General features: G+C 71.4%; 13 protein-coding genes. 8 read left to right on the plus strand and 5 right to left on the minus strand.

What is annotated here, in order from left to right; genetic code table 11:
- Positions 1–83 precede the first annotated feature (83 nt).
- Complete coding sequence (locus tag M1L60_RS36760) at positions 84–1376, minus strand: outer membrane protein assembly factor BamB family protein (protein WP_253242180.1); 1293 nt, start codon at positions 1374–1376, stop codon at positions 84–86.
- A 335-nt stretch (positions 1377–1711) separates the two neighbouring features.
- On the opposite strand from M1L60_RS36760, the gene M1L60_RS36765 reads away from it, so the two are divergent.
- Positions 1712–2776, plus strand: coding sequence for a ThuA domain-containing protein (locus M1L60_RS36765; protein WP_253242181.1), 1065 nt, complete (start codon positions 1712–1714; stop codon positions 2774–2776).
- Positions 2777–2789: 13 nt separating this feature from the next.
- The gene (locus M1L60_RS36770) at positions 2790–5432 is read left to right on the plus strand and encodes an outer membrane protein assembly factor BamB family protein (RefSeq protein WP_253242182.1); all 2643 of its coding nucleotides are present in this window, start codon (positions 2790–2792) and stop codon (positions 5430–5432) included.
- Here M1L60_RS36770 and M1L60_RS36775 read toward each other — a convergent pair.
- The 4 genes from M1L60_RS36775 to M1L60_RS48075 form a co-directional block, all read right to left on the minus strand.
- Positions 5425–8121, minus strand: a complete 2697-nt coding sequence (locus M1L60_RS36775; RefSeq protein ID WP_253242183.1) for a TIM barrel protein — start codon at positions 8119–8121, stop codon at positions 5425–5427. The genes M1L60_RS36770 and M1L60_RS36775 overlap by 8 nt on opposite strands.
- A 5-nt stretch (positions 8122–8126) precedes the next feature.
- Positions 8127–8915: a citryl-CoA lyase gene (locus tag M1L60_RS36780; protein ID WP_253242184.1), complete on the minus strand. Its 789-nt coding sequence runs from the start codon at positions 8913–8915 to the stop codon at positions 8127–8129.
- Between the two features lie 134 nt (positions 8916–9049).
- The gene (locus M1L60_RS36785) at positions 9050–10264 is read right to left on the minus strand and encodes a CaiB/BaiF CoA transferase family protein (protein ID WP_253242185.1); all 1215 of its coding nucleotides are present in this window, start codon (positions 10262–10264) and stop codon (positions 9050–9052) included.
- Positions 10265–10291: 27 nt separating this feature from the next.
- Positions 10292–11089: an IclR family transcriptional regulator gene (locus tag M1L60_RS48075; protein WP_253242186.1), complete on the minus strand. Its 798-nt coding sequence runs from the start codon at positions 11087–11089 to the stop codon at positions 10292–10294.
- Between the two features lie 190 nt (positions 11090–11279).
- On the opposite strand from M1L60_RS48075, the gene M1L60_RS36795 reads away from it, so the two are divergent.
- From M1L60_RS36795 to M1L60_RS36820, 6 genes are read left to right on the plus strand one after another with little or no spacing between them, the layout of a single operon-like run.
- Positions 11280–12755, plus strand: coding sequence for an aldehyde dehydrogenase family protein (locus tag M1L60_RS36795; RefSeq protein WP_253242187.1), 1476 nt, complete (start codon positions 11280–11282; stop codon positions 12753–12755).
- A complete protein-coding gene (locus M1L60_RS36800) occupies positions 12755–14488 on the plus strand; it encodes a thiamine pyrophosphate-binding protein (RefSeq protein WP_253242188.1) in 1734 nt (577 codons plus the stop codon). The genes M1L60_RS36795 and M1L60_RS36800 overlap by 1 nt, the downstream gene beginning before the upstream one ends.
- A 16-nt stretch (positions 14489–14504) precedes the next feature.
- Positions 14505–15647 (plus strand): ABC transporter substrate-binding protein, encoded by a 1143-nt coding sequence (locus M1L60_RS36805; RefSeq protein ID WP_253242189.1) that lies wholly within the window; start codon positions 14505–14507, stop codon positions 15645–15647.
- A 1-nt stretch (position 15648) separates the two neighbouring features.
- Positions 15649–16518: a branched-chain amino acid ABC transporter permease gene (locus M1L60_RS36810; RefSeq protein WP_253242190.1), complete on the plus strand. Its 870-nt coding sequence runs from the start codon at positions 15649–15651 to the stop codon at positions 16516–16518.
- Entirely contained in the window at positions 16515–18389 is a 1875-nt protein-coding gene (locus M1L60_RS36815; protein ID WP_253242191.1) for a branched-chain amino acid ABC transporter ATP-binding protein/permease, read from the plus strand. Before M1L60_RS36810 ends, M1L60_RS36815 begins: the two co-directional genes overlap by 4 nt.
- On the plus strand, positions 18386–19099 hold the full coding sequence (locus M1L60_RS36820; RefSeq protein WP_253242192.1) for an ABC transporter ATP-binding protein: 714 nt from the start codon (positions 18386–18388) through the stop codon (positions 19097–19099). Before M1L60_RS36815 ends, M1L60_RS36820 begins: the two co-directional genes overlap by 4 nt.
- Positions 19100–19355 lie beyond the last annotated feature (256 nt).

The raw sequence follows: 19355 nt of genomic DNA on the forward strand, positions 1-19355 counted from the left end.
ATTGGACCGCCCTGCGGCCGACGCCAGCCACGACCTGGACCTCGCCTCGCTCCCACGTGATCCGCCAGATACGCCCTGGGCGCTCACCCGACGGCGGTGACGGTCAGGGTGTTCCCGCGCGGGCAGAGCAGATAGCCGGACGCGCCCTGGCAGTTCTGCTCGGCGAGCCGATCGAGGAGGCCGAGGGCGGTCTGCCGGCCGTCGGCCAGGTCGAGGCGGGTCACGGCGGTGCGGTAGTCGGGCGTTCCCGTCGCGCGGAGCAGTATCAGCGAACCGGCCGGGCCGGCTACGAACGCCCCCGGGCCGCCGAGCGGACGGCCGATCGTGCGGCCGGTGCCCGAGTCGACCAGCTCGGTCGTGGCCGAGGCCAGATTGGCGGCAGCCGACAGCAGCAGGCGGTCGGCGCCGAGATCCCACACGAATCGCATGTCGTCGCGCTGCCAGATCAGGCGCCCGGTGGCCGGATCGCGGCCGGCCACTCCGCGCACGCCGGCCGTACAGATCAGCCGGCCGCAGCCGGTGACGGAGCCGATCAGCTCGTCGGACCGCCACAGCAGTCCTAGATCGGCCGCGCGGTGAACGGTGGCCGCGGTCTGGGCGGACGCCCTCCGGATCACCACGAGTTGGGCGCCGACCGCGAAGAACGTCGCGGAATACACCCCGTTCCAGGGGATACGGCCGCGATGACGCGCGGCGCCGTCGTCGTAGCCGTGGACGGTGGCCTCGCCGGTGGCGGTCACCGTGACGACCGAGGTCGGCCGGGCGCCCGCCGGGAGCACGGTCCACTCCTCGGCCGGGGCGATCGACCGTCGCCACACCTGGTGACCGTCCCGGAGCCCGACCAGGCGCAGGCCCGTGGTCGCCCCCGACGCGCCGGTCTCGCCCAGCAGCACCTGGCCGCTGACGGACGACGGCGAGGCGGCGCCGGCCGACTGCCAGAGTCGTGTGCCGGTCGCCGCGTCGAGCGCGACCGTGTGAGGTCCGGGCGAGAACGAGGCCGAGCCGACCGGTGACGGACCGGTGGTCACCAGCACGACACCCCCGACCGGCCGGACGTCGTACGCGTCGCCGGTCGGACTGCTCCAGCGCAGGCGACCGGTGGGCAGGTCGTAGGCGACAACTTCGGCCGGGCCGTCGGGACTGCTGCGATTCAGGTAGACCGCCCGGCCGTCCGTCGCCAGGGCGTCGCTCGGTTGCCACGCCGTCGTCCAGAGCGGCCGCACCAGGGCCGGCGGCGGCGGTGTCGAGGCGGTCATCGTGGCCAGACCCAGTGCGGTCAGAACGGCGAGCGCGAGCCGGCGCAGCCGCGTCAGGTTGACCGGAGCGGTCGGCGACGCGGCGGCAGTTCCAGCGGTATCGAGGTCGATCAGAGTCATCGTCAGCCGGCCACCGTCACCTCGAGTTTCGCATCCTGTAGGCAAGGTAGCTCGGCAACGCCTCGAGGGCGCGCCGACCGCCACGCGAGCACGACCGCTACGCGAGCACGACCGGCTCGCCGAGCCGGCCGCGAAGACCGCCTGTCCTCAAATCTTGTGAGCGCGTTCACGTCCGTCTATGGTCTGTCTAGCGGTTCAATAAGTCCACCAGGCGGACCAATGGTTCGATGGTCGGCAGTGCGGCAGTGCTACCGGCCGGTGATTCCGTCGATGGGCGCCATCGAAGGGACAAATCGAATGCAACGGGAATCCACTCCCCGGCGGGGGTCGCCGGCGTGACCAGTCACTGGCTCAAGACCGTGGCGCCCGTCGCGGCGCTCGCGCTGCTCGCGCCGGCCTCGGCTCTCGCGGTCACGAACGCGTCGAACGGGCAGCACCAGAAGCCCGGCGGCATCGATCCGGTCTACGGCGTTTGCCGTGGCGTCGATCCGGCTTGCTACAGCAACTGGGGCACCGAGCGCGACAACAAGGTGCTCGTCTACTCCCGCACCGCGGGGCCGCGGCACGCCAACCTCGGGCAGGTCCTCGACCCCGACAACGCGAGCCTCGAGGGCCTGGGGCTGCCCCGGCCGTACGTGATCACGCACGACCACAGCGACCCGGCGGCCTGGCCGAGACCGTTGAACAGTTCCAACGTGGCCCAGGCGGGCCTGGTCCGGATTCTGGAGGCCGATGGCATCGAGGTCCACGTCACCGAGGACGTGCAGGCCGTCGAGCGGCTGTCGTCGAGCTACCGGGCCGTGATTTTCATGAGCCCGACCCGTGACGCCCTGTGGAACCACGCCCGCGGCGCCGAGGGCGGCACCCGGCTCGACTGGGCGCGGGAGTCGCTGCGCAAGTACATCCAGGGCGGTGGCGGCTTTGTGGGCGTCCACAACGCCTTCGGCACCGAGTACGGCTGGCCCTGGTACGAGGGCCTGCTGGGCAAGGCCAACTACTACAACCACGGGCGCAACCAGCCGGGCGACGTCGTCGTGGTGAACAACCGTGACGTGTCGACGAAGGATCTGCCGCGCCGGTGGGCCTTCTCCGACGAGTGGTACAACCTCGTGCCCTACCCGACGAACGTGAACTTCCTGGCCACGGTGGACGAGCGGACGCTGGCCGACGGCGCCGGCGGCGAAGGGTCGCACCCGGGCCACGGCGACTTCCACCCGGTCACCTGGTGCCAGTACTACGACGGCGGCCGGTCCTGGGTCACGACGCTCGGGCACGACGCGGCCGCCTTCCAGGCGAACTCGGCCTTCCCCGGCGCCGCCCAGTTCCAGGCGCATCTGCGGCACGGCATCAAGTCGGCCATGGGCCTCGAGCCGTTCTGCACTCCGGCCAAGCGCAAGTAGCCAGGGGAGACCGATGAGACCACGAGTTCTTCTGCCGATCCTGCTCGCCGTCGCGGTCGCCGCCGGGCCGTCGGCCGCGCTGGCCGGGCCCGCCACGGACGGCCCGCAGCCCAACGGGGCCGACATGCCCAACGTCGGCGGCAACCTCGCCAACCAGCACTACTCGGCGCTGACCCAGATCAACCGGCGCAACCTCGACCGGCTCGCCCCGGCCTGGCGTACGCACGTCTCGGCGGTCCCTCCGGCCAGCGCCGACGTGGGCCAGCAGACCACACCCATCGTGGCCGACGGGGTCATCTACCTCGACACCCCGGGCGGCGAGGTGATCGCCGTCGACGGCGCCACCGGGGCGCCCAAGTGGAAGTGGGCGCCGGAGGGTTTCGACACGGCGGACACGCGCCGTGGTGTCTCCATCGGCGACGGCAAGGTCTACACGCTGGCCGGCGGGGATCGGATCGTCGCCCTCGACAAGAACACCGGTGCCCAGGTCTGGGCCGTGCAGCCGGCCGTGTCGGCCGGTGTCGACCTGGGCAGCCTGGACCGGGTGGCGACCGTCTACCACGACGGCATCGTCTATGCCCACGCCGCCAACGGCGACCGCGCCGCGGTCGTGGCCGTCCGAGCTAGTGACGGCGCGTACCTGTGGCATTTCTTCGGCGGTCCGTCCCCCGGCACGATCTACACCGACGTGAACGGCATCGCCGTGGACGCGAGTGCGACGTGGGGCCCCGGCGGCGCCCAGTGCGCAATGGAAGGCGGGGCCACACCGTGGATCCACGGCGCGGTCGACCCCGGCCTCGGCTTCTATTACATGACGTTCGGCAATCCCCGCAGCTGCCGGACGTCGCAGGACGGCTCGCAGCGGCCGGGCGACAACCTGTTCTCGACCACCATGGTCGCGGTCGACATGAAGACCGGCGCCTACAAGTGGCATTACCAGTCGATCCGGCACGACGTCTGGGACATGGACAACGTGCACCCGCCGACGCTGGCCGACATCAAGGTCAAGGGGCAGAAGCGCAAGGTGGTGTTCTACGGCAGCAAGTCCGGCCACCAGTTCGTGCTCGACCGCACCAACGGCAGGCCCGTGCTCCCGGTCGTCGACAAGCCGATGATTCAGGACTCGCGGCAGCACAACGCCGCGACCCAGCCGTTCCCGGCCGAGCGCCTGCTGCCGGAGTGCGTCGTGTGGCAGAAGCTCGACCCGCGTAACGTCCCGGGTGACCCGTGGCGGGCCGTGCCCAACTACAACGGCTACCAGCCGGACGCGAAGGGCAACCTGGTCTTCAACCCGGACAGCTACGTCGCGGCCGACGAGCCTTTCCTGACGTACCCGAAGAACTCCGCGGCCGGCCATCGCCGCGGCTGCATGTACGACCCGCAGTGGGACCTGCCGATCCTGTCGACCACGAGCCAGAACGGCGGCGGGGACTGGTCGAACGACTCCTACAGCCACAGCACGAACCTGGTCTACTTCCCCTACGGCGCCAACCCGGTGGCCCACTGGAACGGCGCCGCCGCCAACGGGCAACGGGCGATCGGGCAGTACCAGACCGGCGGCATCCTCGCCTACGACGCCTCGACCGGCGAGGTGCGCTGGCGCAACCACCTCGGCACCGACATGTCGCACGGCCAGGGCCCGATGACGACCGCCAGCGACCTGCTGTTCGCCGGTCAGATCGACGGTCGTCTGCTGGCGATGGACGCCCGTGACGGAAAGCTGCTGTGGCAGTTCCAGACCGGCTCGGGCATCGCCGGTGCGCCGATCACTTACACCGTGGACGGTCAGCAGTATGTCGCCGTCCTCGCCGCCGGATCCACCAACCCGTACGGCGGATCGGTGACCCAGGGCGACTCGCTGTGGGCGTTCAAGCTCGGCGGTGCCTACACCACCGAGTCGGGCAGCCAGGAGGGCCCGGACACGGCGCCACTGACGATCCGCCGTCCAGTGCAGGGCGATCCGGTCGAGGGCGCGACGGTCGGCAACACCGTGCTGCTGGGACGGGCCGACCGCACCACCGACACCGCCGCCGCCCGCGACAGCACCTCGCAACGCGGCATGGCCCCGACCCACCTGCGAGTGCCGGTGGGCTCGACCGTGACGTTCCTGAACCCGGGCGCGGAGACCTTCCCGAACTTCCCCAACCAGAAGGAGCACTGCGCGACCCAGTTCTTCGAGGGGCTGTTCAACCCTCGGCTGAACCCGGGGGAGCGGTCCACGTTCACCTTCGACCGGGCCGGTGAGTACTACTTCAACGACTGCACCGACCCGCGCCCGACCGGCAAGATCGAGGTGTACCCGACGTCCACGGATCTGCCGGGCGCGTTGCGGTTCCGCCCCTCGACGGTCGACCTCGGCTCGCGCACCGGAACGTTCACCGGAGTGGACGGCGTCGTCCTGGCCACCCTGCAGCTGCCGGCCGGCTATCGGCTCGACGGTGACGTCGTGCTGCGGACGCCGCTGTCGTCCACGCCGGTGAAGGCGCGGTCGGCCACGGTGATCGGCCGTACGCTGACCGTTCTGATCGACCGGGCCCGGCTCGACAACAACGTGCCGGAGGGCGCGGCCGTGCCGCTGACCCTGGTCGGCACCTTCCGCCATGACGGGAAGCAGGAGCAGCTCACCTCGACGGCCACGGTGCGGGTCGTCAAATAGCGAGGTACTTCCGGGTGGCCGTGATGGCCCGGCGGGCGTGCTCCTTGCCGCCCACCTGGGCCACCAGGGTCGCCCGGGGTATCTCCAGCGCGTACGGCAGCCCCGGCGGCAGGGCATCCAGGATCCCGTGCACGTCGATCCCGCCCTCGCCGGGGAAGAGCCGCTCGAAACGGGCGGTGTGGATGAGTCCCTCGTTGGTGGCCGGCACGACCGGTGGCGCGTCGCAGACGTGGGCGAAGTGGAACCACTCGGCCGGCAACTGCCGCAGGTCGGCCAGGCTAGAGCCGGACCGGGCGAAGTGCAGCAGGTCGACCAGGATGCCCGCGTTGGGCTGATCCGCCGCCCGCAGCACCCGGACCGCCGCGTTCAGATCAGGCGTCTCGGTCCACGACGGGAACTCCAGGTCGACGGTGAGGCCGAGCGGCCGGGCCATCTCGCACAGCCGCGCGAACCGGTCGATCTTGCGGTTGCGGTCGGGGTCGGGCAACTGGGCGATGACGTGGCGGGCGCCCAGTTCGGCGCCGACGTCGAGGAACCGTTGCAGGTCGCGCGGGTCGTCGTCCGGGCTGATCCGGGCCAGTTCGATGTCCAGCACTTCGATGCCGGTCGCGGCCAGCCGCAGCTGGGTGGTGCGCAGCAGGGCCGGGTCGGTGGCTAGCGGATAGTGCGGCTCCTGCGGCGTCACCCGGGTCAGGCGCAGACCCACGTAGCGATAGCCGGCCTCGGCCGCCGCGTCGACCAACTCCGGCGGGGACAGGCTGAGCGCGGTCAGGTGGGCGAGCGAGAAATCATGGCGTACGGGCGTCGATGCCGAGCTGTCCCGCAGCGTGACCAACCGGCGTTCGCGGTGGGCGGCCATCCGGACCGGCGCGCTGACCGGTCCGCCGTAGCCGGCGTACCCGTCGACGCGTTGCACCACGGCGAAGAACACCCGCGAGCCGAGCATCTCGGTGTAGAAGTGCAGGTACCCGCCGGTCTCGTCGCGGTCGTAGAGGACGGAGTGCGCGCGCAGGGCCGCGACGAACTCCGGGGCCAGATCGAGGCGTACGGCCAGATCGTCGTAGTAGTTGTCCGGGATCGCCAGCAGGGGGGCGCCGAGTGCCCGCATCGCCGCCGCACAAGCGAGCGCGTCGCCGGTTCGGAAGGCGACGTGTTGCGGGCTGGGAACGGCGGGTGCCCAGTCCCCGCGCCGCAGCGGCGCCGTGTTCAGCGTGATCCGCACCCGGTGACCGGGATCGGCTGCGGCCCGGGTGCGGATCAGCCCGAACGGCGCGGTGATCTCGGTCGTCGCACCGGCCCGCAGACCCAGCACGACCCGGTAGAACAGCGCCGCGTCGTCGAAGTCGTCGACCTCGTCGGTGAGCGACAGGTGGTCCGTCGCGGTGATTCCGGCCGTGCTGCCGTCCGGCGCGGCCACGGGCCGGAAGTCCTGGATCCAGCTCTCCCGCTCCGGCCCGGTGCGGACCAGGAAGACCGCGGTGCCGTCGGGGGCGGCGATGGAGGTCAGCTCGGCCTCCTCCGGCGCGCGCAGCCGGGGCAGCACCGGCGCGAGCAGCTGTTCGGCCCGGCGGGTCGACGCGTCCGGGTCGGCACTCTCCACCGCGAGCGCGCAGATCGACGCGGTGCCCGGGGTTACAGTTCGCTGGGCGGCGAAGTTCAACAGGATCCGGGCCTCGGCCTGCTGCCACAGCTGCACGGATTTCGACCGATGCTGGCCGGTGTGCACGAAGCCGAGCGCGGACAGGGCCCGGGCCACGGCGGGACCGGAGATCTCGTCCACCGCGATCTCGGTGAAGACGATACCGCCGAGTTCGGGCGCCGGCGGCAGGCCGCCCGACCGGAGCCGGGCCCGGGCCGGCGGCGGGGTCACGCCGGCCGCCGTCTCGCGCAGGGCGAGCAGCGACCGCATGCCGTCGATCGCGGTGTGCCGCGGGTCGGCCTGCCGGTAGACGTCGTTGAGCACGTCGAGCGACAGCGGCCCGTCGTAACCGGTGCTCAGCGTGTGCGCCAGGAACGTGGCGAGGTCGAACGAGCCGAGGCCGGGGAACAGCCGGTGGTGGCGGCCGCCCTCGAGCACGTCCATGGTCAGCCGGGGCGCGTCGGCCAGCTGCAGATGGAAGATCTTGTCGCCGGGGATGACCCGGATTCCGGCCGGCTCGTCACGGGCGAGCACGTGAAAACTGTCCAGACAGAGGCCCAGGGCTGGGTGCGCGGCGCGGCGGACGACCCGCCACGCGTGGGCGTACGTGGTCACGAACCGGCCCCAGGCCTGCGGTTCGTAGGCGATGCGCAGCCCGCGGCCGGCGGCTCGGGTGGCCAGCTCGTGCAACTGCTCGGCGGCCAGGTCGTCGTCGTCCACCGCGTCGGCCGCCATCGACGAGCCGACCAGCAGCGTACGGGCGCCGAGCTCTTCCAGGACGTCGAAGGTGCGCTCGGCCCGGCGCAGGTTCGCTGCGAAGATCTGCGGCGGCACCGCCTCCACGTCCGGGAACGGCTGGAAGGCGTCGATGGTCAGGCCGCGCCGGGCGCACTCCTGACGGATCCGGCCGGGGGACCAGGACGCGGCGACCAGGTCGCTCGCGGCGAGCTCGATGCCGTGGAACCGGGCCGCCGCCACCGCCGCCAGCTTGTCCTCGAGGGAGCCCGACAGGCACGACGTGGCGATGGACAGGCGGTAGAAGGAGGCCATGTGCATCACCCCAGATAGGTAGGCCGGATGGCGGGCGGGATCGGTCCCTTGTTGCGGCGGCCCTGCCCGGTCTCCTCCCAGGCGTGGGCGAGGATGCCGACACTGCGGCTGAGCACGAACAGGCCGCGGGCCAGGGGCGCGGGGAAGCCGAGCTCGGCGTAGATGATCGCTGTGGCGCCGTCGATGTTCATCGGGACCGGTGTGCTGCGGCCCCGGTTGAGAGCCGTCTCGACGGCCAGTGCGGCGCGCAGGTGGGCGCCGTCCACGACACCGGCCGCGACGGCCCGGTCGACCAGCGCCACCAGGGGATCCCGCCGCGGGTCACGGGTGTGGAAGCGGTGACCGAAGCCGGGCAGGTAACGGACGCCCCGGGCCCGCCACTCGGCCGTGACCGCGTCGGCCGCCTCGGGCAGCGGCTCGCCGGCCGCCGCCCGCTCGCGGATCTCGTCCAGCAGCAGCACGCATTCCTGGCCGGCGCCGCCGTGCGAGTCGCCGAGCGTGTTGATCGCGCTGGCCATCGCGTTGTTGAGCCCGATGCCGCACGTCGCGGCCATCCGGGCCACCGCGATCGACGGCGCGTGCGGGCCGTGGTCGACCCCGGCGACGAGTGCCGCCTCGAGCAGCGCCGCCTGTTCCGGGCTGGGCCGTTCACCCCGTAGGAGCAGCCAGATCATCGCCCCGAAGCCGATCGTGCCGATGAGCTCCTGCACCGGGGTGCCGCGCAGCTCCACGACGTTCGGCTCGATCCGGGACACCGCCGTGCCCCACCAGTCGGCCGCCAGCGAATCCGTCATGGCGTGACAGTAACTGTCGGTCCACTGTGCGGTCTACTGGTACCGCTCAGTGGTCTTGCTTGACATCGACAGGTCTGAGCGAGGACAACTAACGTACTGGTTCGTACAAACCGGTGGAGGTCAGGATGGCCGGTTCACAGTCGGGCGTCGGCCGCGCGCCAGCGGTGCAGCAGACCGGCCAGCTCCTCGTTGTGCTGGCCGAGCACCGGTGGAGGCGACGGGGGCGTCAGCGGCTCGCCGTCGAAGAGCACTCCGCTGCCGCTGACCCGCAGGGTGTCCCGGCCCGACCGGGCGATCGCGGCCGGCGGCGTCCCGGGCGGGAAGGGCACGTCGCTGAGGAAGCCCCGCCCGGCGATCTGGTCGGCCGCCACTGCCTGGGCGACTGTCAGGATGCGAGCGGCGGGCACCCCGGCGGCCGACAGGATGTGTTCCCATTCGGCGGCCGGGCGGTGCCGCAGCGCCTCGTTCAGCAGCCGGTTCAGCTCGGCCCGGTTCTGTTTGCGGGCCTCCCGGTCGGCGAACCGGGGGTCGTCGATCAGGCCGGCCCGCTCGACCAGGCGGCACAACGTCTCGTACTGCTCCTGGCGGTTGGCCGCGATGTTGAGCGGGCCGTCGGCCGTGTCGAAGGTGCCGGAGGGCGCGGCGGTGGCGTTCTGGTGGCCCATCGGCTGCGGCTCGACCCCGCTGACCAGATAGTTGGAGACGGCCCAGCCCATCGCCGACAGCGAAGCCTCCAGCATGGACACGTCGAGGAAGCGGCCCCGGCCGTCGATCCGGCGCCCGGCCAGGGCGGCGGTGATGGCGAGCGCCGCGCTGAGCCCGCCCACCGTGTCGGCGACCGGGAAGCCGACCCGCAGCGGGGCGGTCTCGGGCGTGCCGGTCACGCTCATCATCCCGGCCAGGCCCTGGATGATCTGGTCGTAGGCCGGGGCCTGGCTCATCGGCCCGGTCTGGCCGAAACCGCTGATGGCGCAGTAGACGAGGCCCGGGTTGAGCCCGCGCAGCCGCTCCCACGGGAAGCCGACCCGGGCCAGCACCCCGGCCCGGTAGTTCTCGACCAGCACGTCGGCGTGCGTTGCGAGGCCGGTGAACGCCGCCCGCCCGGCCTCCGACTTCAGGTCGAGCTCGACCGACTTCTTGCCGGCGTTCTGGGCCAGGAAGGACGCGCCCAGCCCGGACCGGTTGAGTTCCGGGTCGGGGCCGAGCCGCCGGGCCAGGTCGCCGCGGTCGGGCATCTCGACCTTGATCACTTCGGCGCCGAGGAGCATGAGGTGGTACGTGCAGTACGGGCCGGCGAGGACGTTGGTGAGGTCGAGGACGCGGACCCCTTCGAGCGGCCGGTCGGGCATGCGCGTTGCTCCTTTCGACACCGAGCGTCAGAACGACGACCCGAGGGGGTGGTCGAAGCCGCGCTCGTCCAGCTGGGCCGCGGCCGCGAGCAGGGCCTCGGTGAACTCGGTGACCCGGTCGTCGGTGAAGCGCACGGTCGGCCCGCTCAGGGTCAGCGCCGCCACCACCGAGCCGGACCGGCCGGTCAGCGGCACGGCCACGGCGGACAGCCCGGCCTCCCGTTCGCCGTGGCTGACGGCGAAGCCCTGCACGGCGGCCTCGTCGATCCACTCCCGCAGCCGGTCGACGTGCCCCTCGCCCCACGGCGAGGACCGGGCGATCCGGGTCAGCAGCTGGGGCGTGGCGTTGCGCAGCAACACTTTGGCCGAGGCGCCGGCCCACAATGGCAGCTCGTCGCCGACCTGCACGACGTGCCGCAGCGGCTGCGGGCTCTCCTGCTGGGCGATGCAGACCCGGACGGTGTCGCGCACGACGTAGAGGTTGACCGTCTCGCGTTCCCGGGCGGCGAGCTCGCGCATCAGGCGCTGGGTCTCGGGCGGCAGTTCCCAGCTGCGGCGGGCCAGGTGGGCCCAGCGCCACAGGCCGGGCCCGGCCATGTAGCCGGAGCTGGTCGCCCACAGCAGCCCGCTCTGCTCCAGCGTCTGGACGATCCGGATGACCGTCGTCTTGGCCAGGCCGGTCGCGGTGACGATGTCCCGCACGGCGATCAGCGGCCGTTCCTCGCTGAGCAGCGACAGGATGTCGAGCGCGCGCTGGATGCTGCGGACACCCCCGCTGTCGGACGTCTCTTCACCGGTGGCGCTGCGGCTGGTCGCGGATGGCACCGTGACTCACTTCCTCTCCTGGGCGGACACCCAAGATTCTGCCTTCCCGGCGCCGACGTCATCGGCTCGTAACTTTTCGACGTCCACCTATTGCCTTCGCCCGACGGCCAACCGTACGTTACACCAGAGTCCGCAGAGCGGTCCAGAACAACCATATTAGGTCCATTAGACGGACCGTGGGAGGTTGCTAATGCTGAAGGCGATCCTCGGGACGCCGGTCGGTGAGGTGACCCCGGCGCCCGCGCTGCTGGCCGGCTCCTGGATCGACGCGGGCACTCCGGCCGATCGGGTCGGCCCCTTCACCCGTACGGTCGTCAGCCGGGCCTCGACGGCCGGGTCCGGCGACGTCCGCGTCGCCGCCGGGTACGCACGGACGGCGGCCCGCTCGGTGGCGAGGCTGGCCCCGGCCACCCGCGCCACCATCCTCGACCGCGCGGCGGCGCTGGCCGCCGAGCACCGCGACGCGTTCGCCCGGCTCCTCGCGCTCGAACTCGGCAAGCCGGTCCGCGACGGCCGGGGCGAACTCGACCGGGTCGCCGACACCTTCGCCGTGTGCGCGGCCGAAGCCCGGCGGATCGGCGGCGATGTGCTGCCCGTGGCAGGCTGGGAGCGGGGCGTGGGCAACACCGCGCTGACCTATCGCGCCCCGGCCGGCGTGGCCCTGGCCATCACCCCGTTCAACGCCCCCGCCAACCTGCTGGCGCACAAGCTCGGCGCCTCGTTCGCGGCCGGTAACAGCACCATCGTCAAGTCCCCGCCGCAGGCCCCGGCGGTCTCGGCTGCTCTCGTGGCGCTGCTGCTCGAGGCGGGGACGCCGGTCGAGGCGGTGCAGCTGCTGCACGGCGACGGCCAGGTCGGCGCCGCCCTGTGCGCCGCACCCGAGGTGGCCGTCATCAGCTTCACCGGCAGCGCCGAGACCGGCGCGGCGGTGGCCCGCGCGGCCGGGGCCAAACGGCTGGTGCTCGAACTCGGCGGCAACGCGGCCACGATCGTCTGCGATGACGCCGACCTGGCCGAGGCGGCCCGGGTGTGCGCTCGTACGGGATACAGCAATTCCGGGCAGAGCTGCATCTCCGTGCAACGCGTCTACGTCCAGCGCGCCCGGTTCAACGAGTTCGTCGAGCTGTTGACGACTGAGGTCGCGGCCCTGCGGGTGGGCGATCCGCTCGACCCGTCGACCGATGTCGGGTCCATGGTGGACGAACAGGCGGCCGAGCGGGTGCTGGGCTGGGCGACGGCCGCGGTCGACTCGGGCGGGCGGATCACCGTGGGTGGTTCCCGCGACGGCGCCACGCTCACCCCGACCGTCGTGGCCGACCCGCCGGCCGACGCCGCCGTGGTCGTCCAGGAGGTCTTCGGCGCCCTGGTCAGCGTATTGCCGTTCGACGACTTCGACGCCGTTCTGGAGACGTGCAATGCCAGCCGGTTCGGGTTGCAGGCCGGGCTGTTCACCAGCGACATCGGCCGCGTCCTCACCGCCTGGCGCGAGCTCGAGGTCGGCGGCCTGGTGGTCAACGGGTCCTCCAACTTCCGGCTCGACCACGTGCCGTTCGGTGGGGTCAAGGATTCCGGCTTCGGTCGCGAGTCGCCGCGCTTCATGGTCGAGGACTACACGGTCGTCAAGACGCTGATCCTGCGCGGCCTGTCGATCTGGGGAGAAGACTGATGACTACGCCCACCGCTGCCGCCGCGCTCGTCGACCAACTTGTCGACTACGGCGTCGAGTACATCTTCGGCACCTGCGGCCACACCAATATCGCCCTGCTGGACGCGCTGGGTCGCAGCCCGATCGAGTTCGTCATCGCCCGGCACGAGCAGACCGCCGCGCACGCCGCCGACGGCTACGCCCGCGCCACCGGCAAGCCCGGCGTCGTCCTGATGCACGTCGGCCCCGGCATGATGAACGCGGTCACCGGCGTGGCCACCGCCGCCCTCGACTCCGTACCACTCATCGCGATCTCCGGCGACATTCCTTCCTACATGTACGGGCGTCACCCGCACCAAGAGGTCAACCTGCACGCCGACGCCGACCAGACCGCGATCTACCGGCCGTTCGTCAAGCGGGCCTGGCAGGTGCAGCGGGTGGAAGACCTGCCCCGCTTCACCGAGCGCGCGTTCTGGACCGCCACCTCCGGCCGCCCCGGCGCTGTCCTGCTCAACGTGCCGATGGATCTGTTCTCCCGGCCGATGCCGGCAACGGTTCCGGCCTACCCGTTGCCACAGTCGTCATCCCGGCCCGATTTGAGCCCGGCCGACGCCGACCGGATTGCCGCCGCGCTCGTCGTCGCCCAGCGCCCGCTGATCTACCTGGGCGGCGGACTGGGCGGGGCGGACGGCCGGCAGGCGCTGCGCGAGCTGGCCGAGCACCTGGACCTCCCGGTCGCCCACTCGCTGATGGCCAAGGGCGCCCTGCCCGACGACCACCCGCTGGTCATGGGCATGACCGGGTTCTGGGGCCTGGCCGAGACCAACGCCTACACCCGCGACGCCGACCTGGTGCTGGCCATCGGCACCCGGTTCGCCGAGACCGACGCCAGCTCGTGGAACCCGGAGCACACCTGGCGCTTCCCACCGGCCCGGCTGATCCAGATCGACATCGACCCGGCCGAGATCGGCCGCAACTTCCCGGTCGAGATCGGCGTGGTCGCCGACGCCGGTCCGGCCGTACGGAAGATCCTGGAATCCGTACGCCGCCACGAACCCCAGGTCCGGCCGGGGCTGCGCGAGCAGATCCGTACGGCTCGCTCCGAAATGTTCGCGGCCAGTGCCGAACGGGGCCGCAGCGACCAGTTCCCGCTGCGCCCCGAGCGCATCCTGGCCGACCTGCGGGCCGCCCTGCCGGCCGACGCGGTGCTGGTCACCGACGTCGGCTGGAACAAGAACGGGGTGGCTCAGTGCTACCCGCTGCCCGCGAGCGGCCGGTTCATCACCCCCGGCGGCGCCTCGACCATGGGCTTCGGCCCGGCGGCGGCGCTGGGCGTGCAGATCGCCGAGCCGGACCGGGTCGTCGTGGCCCTGATCGGCGACGGCGGAATGAGCGCCCAGCTGCCCGCGCTGCCCATGGCCGTCGAACGCGGCCTGCCCGTGATCTTCCTGGTGATGAACAACCGGGCCCACGGCACGATCTCCGACCTGCAGTCGAGCTTCTTCGGCCGCAGCTACGGGTGCGACTTCGTCGATCCGGACGGCAACCCGTACAGCCCCGACTTCGCCGCCCTCGGCCGCGCCTGCGGGGCCGACGGCTACGTCGTCGCCGAGCCGGGCGAGCTCAGCGCCGCCCTCAAGACAGCCGTCGAACGCCGCCGCCCCGCGGTGATCGACGTGCCGATGGTCAACGAACCGGTACCGACTCCCGGCCACTGGAACATCAAGGACATCTACCAGGGCCTTTTCGACTGATAGAGGTGAGACGCCAATGCTGCGATTCCGCGCCACCGCTGCCATTTTCTCCGTCGCTCTGATCGCTGCCGGATGCAGCGCTCCCGGTTCCGGCAACGAGGACTCGGGAAGCACCGACGGCCCCATCAAGATCGCCCTGGTCGACGCCCAGAGCGGCCAGCTCAGCTCCCTCGGCGCCTGGGAGCTCAAGGGGGCCCGGCTCGCCGTCGACGAGTGGAACGCCCAGGGCGGCGTCAACGGCCGCCAGATCCAGCTCGACGTGTTCGACGACCAGGGCGACCCCACGGTCGGCACCAACCTCGCCCGCAAGATCGACAGTGAGGGCTACATCGCCATGGTCGGCACGGCCGAGAGCGCCGTCACGATCGCCATGGCGCCCCTGCTCAAGCAGGCCGAGATCCCCAACATCACCTCCGGTCAGTCGCCCGGTCTGGTCGCCGTGGGCAGCGATTTCCTGTTCCTGAACGGCCCGACCAGCACCACCTACGACGAGACCCTGGCCAAGCACATCGTGGACGGCCAGGGCATCAAGAGCATCGCGATGATCACCAACAACGGCGGTTACGGCAAGGGTGAGCACGACGCCTTCCTCAAGGCGTTGCAGGCCCGCAACGTGACGCCGCTGGCCGACCAGGTCGTCACCACCGACCAGAAGGACTTCAGCGCGGTGCTCACCGGCATCCGGCAGAAGAACCCCAAGGTCATCTTCCTCGGGGCCGAAGAGGTCGAGTCCGGGCTGATCGTCAAGCAGGCCCGCGACCTGGGCATCACCGCCACCTTCGCCGGCGCTGCGCCGCAGGGCACACCCGTCTTCATCGACACCGCCGGCGCCAGGAACGCTGAGGGCACGATCGTCAGCTCCCCGTATCTGAGCAACGACATCAGCGAGGCGTCGAAGAAGTTCGCTGCCGCCTACAAGGCGAAGTTCAACGAGGAGGCCGAACTGCACGGGGCCAAGGCCTACGACGGCACCCAGATCCTGCTGACCGCGCTCAAGACCAGCAACGTCGCCACCGGCAAGCCGCTGGCCGACGCCATCCGGGCCACCAAGTACGAGGGACTGCTGGGCAGCTTCGCCTTCGACCGGACCGGCGTCGGCATCTTCGAGACGTCGATCGGCACGATCCAGGGCGGCCAGCTCGTCGCCGCCGGCAGCTGACATGCAGGTAACGCTGCAGACGATCATCGGCGGAGTGAGCCTCGGCGCCGTCTACGCCCTCGTGGCGCTGGGGTTCTCCCTGGTCTACCGGACCATGGGACTGGTCAACTTCGCGCACGGCAACGTGGTCACCGTCGGCGCCTACCTGGCGTCCACGTTCTATCTGTCCACCAGGCTGCCGTTCGCCCTGGCCATGATCGTCGCGATCGGCGTCACCGGCCTGATCGGCCTGGTCATCGAGCGGGTGCTGCGCCCGCTCGAGAACCGCGACTTCGACCTCATGCTGATCGGCACGATCGGGTTCGGCATCGTGCTCGACGCGCTGATCATCATGATCTGGGGCGCCACCGGCCGGGCCGTGCCCTCGCCGGTGCCGTCCCCGCCGATCGACCTGTTCGGGCTGCGCATCCGCACGTACGACCTGGTCGTACTGGCCATCGCCGCGGTCGCCACCGTGCTGCTGGTGCTGTTCCTCTCACGCACCAAACAGGGCGCGGCCATGCAGGCGGTGGCGATGGACCACGAGGCCGCCACCGCGGTCGGCATCCACGTCGGGCGCAGCAACGCGACCGCTTTCATGATCGGCGCCGGTCTGGCCGCGCTGGCCGGGGGACTGGTCGGTCCCTTGCTGTACGTCAGTCCGGCGCTCGGCGGCGCGCTCGGCATCAAGGGGTTCGCGGCGGCCATCCTGGGCGGCTTCGGCAGCATTCCCGGCGCGATCGTCGGCGGGCTGGCCATCGGCATCCTCGACTCGTTCACCGCCGGGCACTTCCAGGGCTACTCCGAACTGGTCACCTTCCTGGTCTTCACGGTGATCATCATGATTCGCCCGACCGGCGTCTTCGGCGAGCGGACGGTGAACCGGGCATGAGATACCGCATCGCCCTGATCGCCCTGGCCGGGGTGGCGGCCTGGTTCCTGCCGTACGGGCTCGACTCGTACGCCATCCACGTCGTCAACGTCATCCTCATCTTCGCGATCCTCGCCGTCGGCCTCGGCCTCTGCATGGGCGTCGGTGGCCAGGTCAACCTGGCCCAGGTCGCCTTCTTCGGGGTCGGCGCCTACGCCACCGCCATCCTCACCACCCGCGGCGGTCTCGGCTTCTGGGTGGCGGCGCTGCTGGCCGTCCTGGCCACCGTCGCGATCGGCCTGGTGGTCGGCACGCCCGCGCTGCGGGTGCAGTCGCACTACCTCGGCATCGTCACCCTCGGGCTCGCCCTGGCCTTCACCAACTGGGTCACCAACGCCGAGCTGAGCGGCGGCGCCGAGGGCATCCCCGGCATCCCGGTGCCGACCCTGCCCGGGATCGACCTGTCCAGCGAGTACCTCTACTACTACCTGGAACTGATCGTCTTCGCGGTGTCGCTCGGGTTCGGGCTGTTCGTGGTCCGCACCGGGCTGGGCCGCCGGATGCGGGCGATGCGTGACGACGCGCTGGCCGCGAGCGCGCTCGGGGCCGAGGTGCCGATGCTTCGGATGGTCGCGTTCCTGCTGGCCAGCGTGTACGGCGGGCTGGGCGGGGTGCTGTACGCCGGGCTCATCCGCTACGTCGCCCCGGAGTCGTTCGGCATCGCCAACATGTTCCTGCTGCTCGGCATGGTCATCATCGGCGGCCGGCAGAGCCTGATCGGCTGCGTGGTCGGCGCGGTCGGGCTGTCGCTGGTCCGCGAGACCCTGGTCGACCACCCCACCGTGGCCCAGATCGGCTATGGCGCCGTCGTCGTGCTGGTCGTGGTCTTCGCCCCCACCGGCCTGGCCGGGCTGCCGGCGCGGGTGCGCGCTTCGCCGGCGCGACGCCGCGGCCGGGCCGGCTCGGCGGCCCAGCTACAACCCTTCCACCCGTACGAGGTCGATCCGGCACCCGCGGCGGGCGGCGAGCCGGTGCTCGAGGTCGACCATGTGAGCAAGCAGTTCCGCGGTCTCAAGGCGCTCGACGACGTCAGCCTGACCGTGCCCGAGGGCGAGATCCGCGGCATCGTCGGGCCGAACGGCTCCGGCAAGACCACCCTGTTCAACGTGATCAGCGGCCTCTACCGCCCGACCCGCGGCCGGGTCCGGTTCCGCGGCCGCGACCTGACCGGCCGGGCGCCCTACCGGCTGGCCCGGGCCGGCATGTCCCGCACCTTCCAGAACCTGCGTTTGTTCGGCGACCTCACTGTCGAGGAGAACCTGCTGGTTGCTCTCGACCGCAGCGGCACCTCGCAGAGCTGGCGCTACCTGCTGCGGCCGCTGAGTGTGCTGCGCCGCGACCGCGACCTGCACCGCCGGGCCCGCGCGGTGTTGGAGCGCTACGGTCTGGCCGAGTTCGCCGCGCTTGCTCCCAAGGCGCTGCCGTACGGCATCCAGCGCCGCGTCGAGATCGCCCGCGCGGTCGCCGCCGAGCCGTCGCTGCTGCTGCTCGACGAGCCGGCCGCCGGCCTCAACGGCGAGGAGGTCCGGCAACTCGGCGAGATCGTCCGCTCCATCCGCGACAGCGGCCGCACGGTGATCATCATCGAGCACAACATGGGCCTGGTGATGTCTCTCTGCGAACGGGTCACCGTACTGGCCGGCGGCCGGGTCATCGCCGAGGGCACACCGGCCGAGGTGGCCGTGGCCCCGGCCGTGATCGAGGCCTACCTGGGCGACTCGATGAACGTCGACGATCTGCCGGTCGCCGACTCGCCCGTCGCCCCGCCTGTCGCGGACTCGTCCGTCGGCGGCTTTCCCGTCGGCGACCTTCCGGAGGAGGCGGCCAAGTGACCGGCACTCTCATCGTCGAGAGGCTCACCGTGCACTACGGCGGCGTCTCGGCCGTACGGGATCTGAGCTTCGAGGTCGCGGCGGGCGACGCCGTCGGGGTCATCGGCGCCAACGGGGCCGGCAAGACGTCGACCCTCAAGGCGGTGATGGGCCTGATCCCGCGCAAAGTCGGGGTGCTGCGGTTCGGCGACGTCGACCTGAGCGGGGTCAGCGCCCGCGACATGGTCCGGCACGGCATCGGCTACGTCCCCGAGGGCCGGCACATCTTCGCCGGCCTGCCGGTCGAGAAGAACCTGCTGCTCGGCGCGTACGCCCGCAAGTGGAACGCGGAGACCCGCACCACCCTGGACGAGGTGTACGAGCTGTTCCCGGTGCTGGCCGAGATGCGCGACCGGCTGGCTGGGGCCCTCTCCGGCGGGCAGCAGCAGATGCTCGCCATCGGCCGCGCCCTGATGTCGCGGCCCCAGCTGCTGCTGCTGGACGAGCCGTCCATGGGCCTCTCCCCGAAGCTGGTCGGGGACATCCTCGCGGTGCTGCTGCGGCTGCGCGCCGAGGGCCTCAGCCTGCTGCTGGTCGAACAGAACGCCAAGCTCACGTTCGAGGCGACCAGCAGTTGCCTGGTCGTCGAGAACGGCGAGGTGGCGATGACCGGCGCGTCGGAGCGGCTGCGGCACGACCCGCGGGTCCGCCGCATCTACCTGGGCCTGTGACCGGCCGGCTCGGCACACCGCTGCGCGTGGGCCGGCTCGTGCTGCGCAACCGGGTGGTCAGCGTGGCCCGGCCCGCACCGCACCGTCGTCCTCCCCGCGGCGACCGACGCCGCCGAAGCCATCCGGGTCGATCGGGTTCCTTGACAAAAACGCGGATCTGTCACCCTTCGTGGCCCGGCGCGATGTCCAAGATCACATCGACGCCCATGCGCACGCTCGCTAAGCTGCCAGGCGCTGAACAATCGGCAGATTTCAA

This window comes from Paractinoplanes aksuensis, assembly GCF_024137025.1.
GTDB classification, from domain to species: Bacteria; Actinomycetota; Actinomycetes; order Mycobacteriales; family Micromonosporaceae; genus Actinoplanes; species Actinoplanes aksuensis.

Excerpts from the sequence above, each read along its gene's own strand:
- M1L60_RS36775 (WP_253242183.1), bottom strand. The coding sequence starts at position 8,121 with ATGGCCTCCTTCTACCGCCTGTCCATCGCCACGTCGTGCCTGTCGGGC.
- M1L60_RS36785 (WP_253242185.1), bottom strand. The coding sequence starts at position 10,264 with ATGCCCGACCGGCCGCTCGAAGGGGTCCGCGTCCTCGACCTCACCAAC.
- M1L60_RS36805 (WP_253242189.1), top strand. The coding sequence starts at position 14,505 with ATGCTGCGATTCCGCGCCACCGCTGCCATTTTCTCCGTCGCTCTGATC.
- M1L60_RS36800 (WP_253242188.1), top strand. The coding sequence starts at position 12,755 with ATGACTACGCCCACCGCTGCCGCCGCGCTCGTCGACCAACTTGTCGAC.
- M1L60_RS36795 (WP_253242187.1), top strand. The coding sequence starts at position 11,280 with ATGCTGAAGGCGATCCTCGGGACGCCGGTCGGTGAGGTGACCCCGGCG.
- M1L60_RS36780 (WP_253242184.1), bottom strand. The coding sequence starts at position 8,915 with ATGACGGATTCGCTGGCGGCCGACTGGTGGGGCACGGCGGTGTCCCGG.
- M1L60_RS36770 (WP_253242182.1), top strand. The coding sequence starts at position 2,790 with ATGAGACCACGAGTTCTTCTGCCGATCCTGCTCGCCGTCGCGGTCGCC.
- M1L60_RS36760 (WP_253242180.1), bottom strand. The coding sequence starts at position 1,376 with ATGACTCTGATCGACCTCGATACCGCTGGAACTGCCGCCGCGTCGCCG.
- M1L60_RS36810 (WP_253242190.1), top strand. The coding sequence starts at position 15,649 with ATGCAGGTAACGCTGCAGACGATCATCGGCGGAGTGAGCCTCGGCGCC.
- M1L60_RS36815 (WP_253242191.1), top strand. The coding sequence starts at position 16,515 with ATGAGATACCGCATCGCCCTGATCGCCCTGGCCGGGGTGGCGGCCTGG.